The organism is Vibrio minamisatsumaniensis (assembly GCF_050337445.1).
GTDB classification, from domain to species: Bacteria; Pseudomonadota; Gammaproteobacteria; order Enterobacterales; family Vibrionaceae; genus Vibrio; species Vibrio artabrorum.
This window is the reverse complement of record NZ_JAKJSY010000119.1, coordinates 1-7,223: the sequence shown is the minus strand read 5'-3', so window position 1 is coordinate 7,223 and position 7,223 is coordinate 1. Positions and strand designations below refer to the sequence as shown.

Below are 7,223 nucleotides of genomic sequence, written 5' to 3'. Positions count from 1 at the left end.
GGTATCTCTATGGTCGCTTTCAGATTGGGATTTGTCTCTTACCCTTTCGGGCTGCCCTGCGCTGTGAGTTAGGCTTTACGCCCCCATTCCGGTCTCACAACACTAATCATTTATTCCTTTCCCGCTTATCCCCTCTAGCAGCTACAAGGGGCGGATTTATCGAGCGTTTGCTTAGTTCTGATTAGTGCCTTTACCATGCCACCTTTGGAATATCCCTTGGTCGGTGGCTGATGCGCGTCGCTCTGTCCAAAACATCTTGAATCCAAACAGAGTGCAGGAGTACTTGAAGTGCTTGCGTGATATGGCTATCATGAAAGGACTTAACGGGCTTCAATCGTTTAAGTATTCCGAAATAAACCAGCTCGCCAAAGCTGGTTTTTTCACATCTGAGAAATAGATTAATCCCAAAAGCGATTGATCTCAATGATCCTTTTAACCGGTCATGAATTTTCCCAACAAAAAAGCCTCCCAATAGGGAGGCTTTTTTGTGTCTAAACCTCGGAGCTGATTAAGAGAAACCACGTCCAACTCCAGTAGTAAACATTAGTCAAACAAAGGGTTATAATCCCAATCTGAATTAGGAAAAGGAATGTGCTTAGGAGAGAAACCAACAACCAGAACCTCGTTATTGCTTTCTTTGATATAATGAATAACCTCGGCTGACGTAGAACCGTTGAGGTTAGTCCCTAAATCAAAAGTCATTGAAAACTTACTACTAGGGCTATAATTAAGCCCACAGTGGTAATGCCAATAGCCCCCATTTTCATAATTATCAGTCCCAGATATTTTATTTAGATTATCATCTAAATGAGATGGCTTATTTTTACCAGGTAATGATTCACCGCTTGTGGTTTTTTTTATAAAACGCGCTAAAGCTTTTTTCTGTTCGGTGTTCATCTTAGGAAGATCGATAAAAAACTCTTCATCCAAAGTCCCTTCCTCAAACGGAGTATCGAGACGAACTTTAAAATTAACCAATTATCTTCCTACATGCGATTTAATGAGACGCTTTGTTAAGCATACTAAAAATTTCATCCTCAGATAAACCTGATTTGAACTTGGTACCGTTGCTTGACTTACCACGACTAAGTAAGACTTCATCAGCACGATTTTTATAAGCTTCATATCTTTTTTGTGCTTTAGATACTGCACGATCTTTAACTGCTGAAAACATAAACAGCCCTAATAGCCTAAGTGGGTTTAACCTAATTATACACAGCAACGTTACAATAGCCTATGTTCATAGTTCTTTTCAATTGCGTGACTCCGTAACGAAGAACAGCTCCCACTCGGGAGCCGTTCTTGTGCCTAAATCTGAGTTCGCACTAAGGGTCATTATGGTAAATAACCCTAAATCCGCATTGATAACCGAGTAAAAAAGGTATAAATTTTACTCATGATTAAATTTGAATTTGATGAAAACAAAAGCCGGTCAAATCTCGTAAAACATGGCATTGATTTCTATACCGCCCAAAGGTTATGGAATGACTCAAACCTTATTGAGATACCAGCAAATACTGATGATGAACCAAGAGCTTTGATTGTAGCGATGCTTAATGAAAAACACTGGTCAGGTGTTATTACATACCGAGGGACAAACATCAGGATTATTTCAGTAAGACGTTCACGTAAAGCAGAGGTGGGCTTATATGAAAGCACATGAGTTTGATACAAAGTTTGAAAGTGATGATGATATTTTGAATGATCTCGACTTATCGAATATCAAACGTCCAACGCAAAAACAAAAGCGCGTAAATGTAGATTTTCCAACTTGGATGTTAGATTCATTAGATCGCGAAGCAAGCCGTGTCGGGGTAACTCGCCAATCAATCATAAAAATTTGGTTAGCGGAAAGGCTTGAAAATGTAGCTCATTAAACATCAATACATCACAAGAACGGCTCCCAATTGGGAGCCGTTCTTGTGTCTAAATCTGAGTTCGCACTAAATGACGTTACGTTAAATGTAGCCCCAACCCACAGAGAAACGATCTATGATAATAAATTTATATTTCAAGGGTATGATTCAGTATTCACCCTTTACCACTACATACAACATCAAAGCATTCATGCACAAACTAAAGAAAGTGACTGCATAAAGCTTTTGAGAAAACTTATCATTTATATCTTTTAATCTCACCGCCAAGGCATGCTTCGAGACGATGTTAGAATCTCTAATTGCTTGGTTAATCCCCATCGCAACAGCTGCCGCTTTTTTCTCTGGCACACCAGAATTCACAAGAGATTTAGTCAATGTAGGGACATCAACAACAATCATACACCCTCTCCCATTACCTAATGAACTAGATAGTATCAAAGCACCAGAACAACTCCAAATAGATAGTCGTTCTTGTTTCTAAATCAGGTTTCGCACTAAGTGTCATTACGTTAAATCGAGCACACAAAAGCACTCACGACTAAACTATAAATAGGCATGAAGTTTCCTTCCTTGCTTTCTTCGTGCTGAAAAAACGGCTCCCAATTGGGAGCCGTTCTTGTATCTAAATCTGGGTTCGCACTAAGTGCCGTTATGGTAAATACCCCAACAATTTCTACATCTGTTCACATGCAAAATTAAAAATATTAAGCAGTATTTTTACATCCCAATCAGGTAATAAAACCCAAATTGCACTAAATCCCATGAGTAGAGGCATGGTGAAATCCATAATAATCCATCTTAAGCATTGACTTCGATTGTGCTTCCAAAACCCTATTTCGTAGCGACGCAAAGCAACATCCATATAACCCAAAATCTCATCTAAACTTTCAGTATTCATTCCCCCAAGACTACCATTGTTACTTTCTAAACTTTTCTTATAGCCTTCAATGACATCAACCACATTTCCCGACCACCAAGAGTGAAGGGTGGATTGACGCTCTTCACTGGTAATTGGTTCTAGTATCGTTGAACCCATTCTCATGGAGTACCTAGCTATAGGAATTCTGAGTCCAGTTAGTCTTAATCGGTTTTCTTTATAATGATCTATAGTTGACCAAAGAAAATGAATAATGAAGTTACATAAAGTTAAAATGATTACGATATGAATGAAATCTTTGTTTATATTGACAAATTTAACACCAAAAAAAGAAAAATCATTTACGGAAATTCCCGAAGACCCGATCGTAAGAAAAAAACCGATCATAGATGTAATTCATAGATGTAATAATTAAGTTCCTACGAATACGTTGACTATTGCTGTCTAAAGGCTCGATATTTGGTTTTAATAAAATGTTTTTAAATCTAGCGTCACTCATGTGTCAGTCATTTTTCTTACAGATTTTGTGATAAATAGACTATCACAACTAAAAATCCGTCACTTTGACACCAAGGTAGAACGGCTCCCAATCGGGAGCCGTTCTTGTGTCTGAATCTGGATTCGCACTAAGTGCCGTTATGTAAAATACTTGTTAGAATCAATTCCTACAAGTGCTTTAACCGCTCAATTGAATCCCCGACATTTCCAAATGATGCTCTATGATCTAATAGAGCTTGTGCAATATTTTTCTCGCTAAAATCTGGAGAGTTAAACACTTTTAGAAAATCCCACTCTCTTTGTGAGATCTTTTCGGCTCCAACTTCCAGCAAAATCTTATCAACGCTTTTTCTACTTGCCATGCTAAAAACCTACTTTTTATTAATCTTGTATCTAAATTCGCCATAAATATGGGTTCGCACTAAGTGTATTTACGTTAAATAACCTTTTATTCTTCCTATGAAAAACGCCTAATATGCCCACACCACATCTCAAACTGGCATCAAAACACCCCCAAAAGCGCCTTAAATGAGCCACACGCTAGCCAAAAATAAAATAATGCAGTTTACTACGAGCAAGATAAGATCAACCCGTAGTAAGCTTAAATGACAACTAATAATCGACATTCCACCAAAAATAAGACCCCATCAGCCATAAAAAAGGCGAGCCTATACATTCAATCATTAAGTCCACAACAAAGAATGAATTACATAAATCAAAAAAAAACACTGACAGATTTTGCAATTAGTTCAGATATATCAAAAGCCACAGCTTACAGACAAAAAGACCTCATAATGGCTATGTTATTGGGAAAAGTTTTTTACTTTGAAACAGAGGAAGAATAGGTGTTTATTATTCCTATTATGTTCAATTGCGTGACTCTGTAATGAAGAACTGCCCCCAATTGGGAGCAGTTCTTGTGTCTAAATCTGGGTCCGCACTAAGTGCCGTTATGGTAAATGGGGCTTGATTACCCAAACAGTTCCGAGTGAGAACCGCAGCGGACTAAAATCAATTCTTGTGCGTCCCAATCAACATCCCAAATCAATAAAAAATCAGGTTGAATATGGCACTCCATGTGTGGATTCCAGTTACCTTGCAGCAAATGGGGCTTATATTCACTCGGAACAGTACCAGTCTTAACTAAGTGATTGTCGATGAGTTCTTTCAACAGCGAAGTATTGCACCGTGTGTTTTTTGATGCTCGTTTCAGGTCTTTTTTAAAAGAATTTTTTACTCTAATTTTTAGCACTGCTACTACCTAAAACATCTATAAACAAGTCGTCCGCTGAGTCATAGACATCATCAGTAACAGGCTCTTTCATTGCTTTAAGGGTAACTTGGTTTGGCACTTTAAGCTCAACAGGAAACTCATGACGTAACCTCACCTGACTAAGGAAAATCCGAATGGCATCAGACATGCTCATACCTAGTTCTGACAAGATAACTTCAGATTCGTGTTTTAACTCACTAGACACCCTAGCTCTAACCATTTCCTTCTTCATGCTGTGCCTCATATGCGCCACGTTATTATTAAAAGTAACAAAAAAGGTCGCCAATAGCGACCTTTCCTTTCAGTACAGATTAAGTGCCGTTACGTTAAATTAACTCTTACGCACTGCAAACGTTAGGTTACTTTAAGTGCTCTGCCAATAATGCAAGGTACGGCATAACCGGAGCCATAATAGTGACATGATTTGATAAAAAAGATGAGAATTCTTTATACGCTTCAGTGAAAGAACCCGATCCAAAACCAACTTTCATGTTAGTAACAAGGCTAGATAGCTTTTGCTTTTTCTGTTCTTCAATCTCGATACTTTCGATATCAAGCTCCAACTTTTGAAAAATAGAAGCAGCAGCTTCGGTTAACATTTCATTATTAATAACTGTATTGCGCTCGGTATCTTTTAAAATCACAGCTTTATCAAAGCCTGTTATTACGTTTTCTCCGATGTAGTTATCACCACCACCTTCGACATAAATCGCAACACTTTCATTACTATTGTCATTCACAGGTATAAAATTCCTTTATTTCTTTTAAAATACAAAATGATAGGTATAGAACAACCTCTAAAGGTTATGCACACTTATTAATCACAAACCATCATTTCCCGTTGGAATTTAACACACTCAAAAAAATAACAACATGTTGCATAATAGTTCTTAGTTGAAACTAGCTAGAAAAAATTTGGGAATGATTTTTTTGGTGTTCATTATTCCTATTATGGTAAATAGCAGGGGTTGCTATCAGAAACAGCCCTCAGAACCCCACAAACGCTCTTAGCGAAGATTTTGGACACTTGATCAAGGCAATACACCTCCACACTGCCTTGTAAGTTTGTGACGCTTTTAGAGCGATTCACAGAACGAATTAACATCGTTCAAACTCACCCCAAAAGCACACCGTAACGCCTAAAAGTAAACTAAATCAGCATTTCGAATTACGAATATCGAGTGTGATTCGAATGATGTTGTAAATCGCATAACCAAGAATCAATAAAACTAAGACGATGGAATCATCCGGTGCGCTAGACATAGTAAAACCTCACAAGAAATGGCGTAACTCAAGCATAAAACAGCTTCAAAGAATCGAGAATAAAATGAGATCGTTCTTTTCCATAAAATGGACGAAGTTCTTTAATGGAAAGAACGATCCGACAAACGAACGAAGTAAGTGCGTCAGAAAGAATCTTAAAGCGACACTGCAGACCGGCTTTTTCGGACGTCTACAAAATGCGAATCCTGCTAATCAAATAACGAACGCAAAAACTCGAGGTGCGCCTCTCTACTTTTCGTTTCCTAAATCAATCGCGATCAGCGTCCCCCTCCGAGGGGATTTAATTGTTATGTGGGAATGAAAGTGCTCTATAAGCGTTAAGAAATTCAATCACTGAAAGTGCCGAACTGGAGAGGGGAATTGCTAATTTTAGTGCATGCTCTTGGGATGCGTTGAGTAGGCGAGACCAAGTGATTCTGGTTGGATGAAAAGGCTGAATTAAGCCAGGGAGGAACGAACTGCGAAAATACAAACTATTTCACCCTCTAGAAGTGCTTGGTCGCGCGTAGCGCTACGCATCCTAGGTCTTAGAAACATGTTTCTAAGCTGCTCTTTTATTTTATCTTTTTTGGCATTGTAGTGGACTAGTTTTGTGGACCTATTCAGTGGACTAAGCCAGTCCAGAAGGGGAGTCCACTAAAAGAGTCCCCAGAAATAGCGTAAAAAGTGAGTGAGAATAAGCTCACACAGAAAAATCAAAAAAACCGATATGTAGAACTGATATATGGTCATATCGGTTTCACATATCAGTTCTACATATCGGTTTCATATATCGGTAAAAGCTATGAGGGGAATAAATTCACACGGGGGTAAAGGGAGCGTTAGCGCCCCTTTCCAGATCACAAAGAAAAGAGCGTAGCGAGTGCACTCTGTGTATGCTGGCTTAAAACAAAAGCGCGCGATGAGATGAGCATAAAAAACGAGCTAAATAAGAATGAAAATAAATATACGGGGACAGTGCCAAAGATTGGCATTAAGTGGCATTCCGCTTGCTCGGTGTTCGGACGCTTCGCTTACTCACACACTGCGCCGAGCGGTATAAATGGAAGAAACAAGAGTACAAGCGCGGCGAGAAATCAGCCCTTTCGGCTGCGCCGACCCCTACCCATTTCGACTCAAATTTATGAGTGATTTGGGTATCTCTATGGTCGCTTTCAGATTGGGATTTGTCTCTTACCCTTTCGGGCTGCCCTGCGCTGTGAGTTAGGCTTTACGCCCCCATTCCGGTCTCACAACACTAATCATTTATTCCTTTCCCGCTTATCCCCTCTAGCAGCTACAAGGGGCGGATTTATCGAGCGTTTGCTTAGTTCTGATTAGTGCCTTTACCATGCCACCTTTGGAATATCCCTTGGTCGGTGGCTGATGCGCGTCGCTCTGTCCAAAACATCTTGAATCCAAACAGAGTGCAGGA

General features: G+C 39.2%; 10 protein-coding genes. 2 read left to right on the top strand and 8 right to left on the bottom strand.

Going from position 1 to position 7,223, the window contains the following annotated elements; translation table 11 throughout:
• Positions 1-543: 543 nt before the first annotated feature.
• Together L4B77_RS18760 and L4B77_RS18755 are read right to left on the bottom strand one after the other, a co-directional pair.
• Positions 544-978: a hypothetical protein gene (locus tag L4B77_RS18760; RefSeq protein ID WP_102284932.1), complete on the bottom strand. Its 435-nt coding sequence runs from the start codon at positions 976-978 to the stop codon at positions 544-546.
• A gap of 19 nt (positions 979-997) precedes the next feature.
• Positions 998-1,174 carry a hypothetical protein gene (locus L4B77_RS18755; protein ID WP_157933260.1) on the bottom strand — a complete coding sequence of 59 codons (177 nt, stop codon included), beginning with the start codon at positions 1,172-1,174 and terminating at the stop codon, positions 998-1,000.
• 222 nt (positions 1,175-1,396) lie between these two features.
• Here L4B77_RS18755 and L4B77_RS18750 point away from each other — a divergent pair, with 222 nt between their 5' ends.
• Positions 1,397-1,663 carry a BrnT family toxin gene (locus L4B77_RS18750; RefSeq protein WP_429752291.1) on the top strand — a complete coding sequence of 89 codons (267 nt, stop codon included), beginning with the start codon at positions 1,397-1,399 and terminating at the stop codon, positions 1,661-1,663.
• Positions 1,650-1,877 carry a type II toxin-antitoxin system BrnA family antitoxin gene (brnA, locus tag L4B77_RS18745; RefSeq protein ID WP_429752290.1) on the top strand — a complete coding sequence of 76 codons (228 nt, stop codon included), beginning with the start codon at positions 1,650-1,652 and terminating at the stop codon, positions 1,875-1,877. Before L4B77_RS18750 ends, brnA begins: the two co-directional genes overlap by 14 nt.
• A gap of 147 nt (positions 1,878-2,024) precedes the next feature.
• Here brnA and L4B77_RS18740 read toward each other — a convergent pair whose 3' ends face one another.
• From L4B77_RS18740 to L4B77_RS18715, 6 genes are all read right to left on the bottom strand, one after another.
• Positions 2,025-2,276, bottom strand: a complete 252-nt coding sequence (locus tag L4B77_RS18740; protein WP_429752288.1) for a hypothetical protein — start codon at positions 2,274-2,276, stop codon at positions 2,025-2,027.
• Between the two features lie 274 nt (positions 2,277-2,550).
• Positions 2,551-3,141 (bottom strand): hypothetical protein, encoded by a 591-nt coding sequence (locus tag L4B77_RS18735; protein ID WP_429752286.1) that lies wholly within the window; start codon positions 3,139-3,141, stop codon positions 2,551-2,553.
• A gap of 278 nt (positions 3,142-3,419) precedes the next feature.
• Positions 3,420-3,614 carry a hypothetical protein gene (locus L4B77_RS18730; protein ID WP_429752284.1) on the bottom strand — a complete coding sequence of 65 codons (195 nt, stop codon included), beginning with the start codon at positions 3,612-3,614 and terminating at the stop codon, positions 3,420-3,422.
• A 608-nt stretch (positions 3,615-4,222) separates the two neighbouring features.
• Positions 4,223-4,504 carry a type II toxin-antitoxin system YafQ family toxin gene (locus L4B77_RS18725; protein ID WP_429752282.1) on the bottom strand — a complete coding sequence of 94 codons (282 nt, stop codon included), beginning with the start codon at positions 4,502-4,504 and terminating at the stop codon, positions 4,223-4,225.
• Positions 4,491-4,757 carry a type II toxin-antitoxin system RelB/DinJ family antitoxin gene (locus L4B77_RS18720; protein WP_429752280.1) on the bottom strand — a complete coding sequence of 89 codons (267 nt, stop codon included), beginning with the start codon at positions 4,755-4,757 and terminating at the stop codon, positions 4,491-4,493. Before L4B77_RS18720 ends, L4B77_RS18725 begins: the two co-directional genes overlap by 14 nt.
• 127 nt (positions 4,758-4,884) lie before the next feature.
• Entirely contained in the window at positions 4,885-5,265 is a 381-nt protein-coding gene (locus L4B77_RS18715) for a hypothetical protein (protein ID WP_429752278.1), read from the bottom strand.
• Positions 5,266-7,223 lie beyond the last annotated feature (1,958 nt).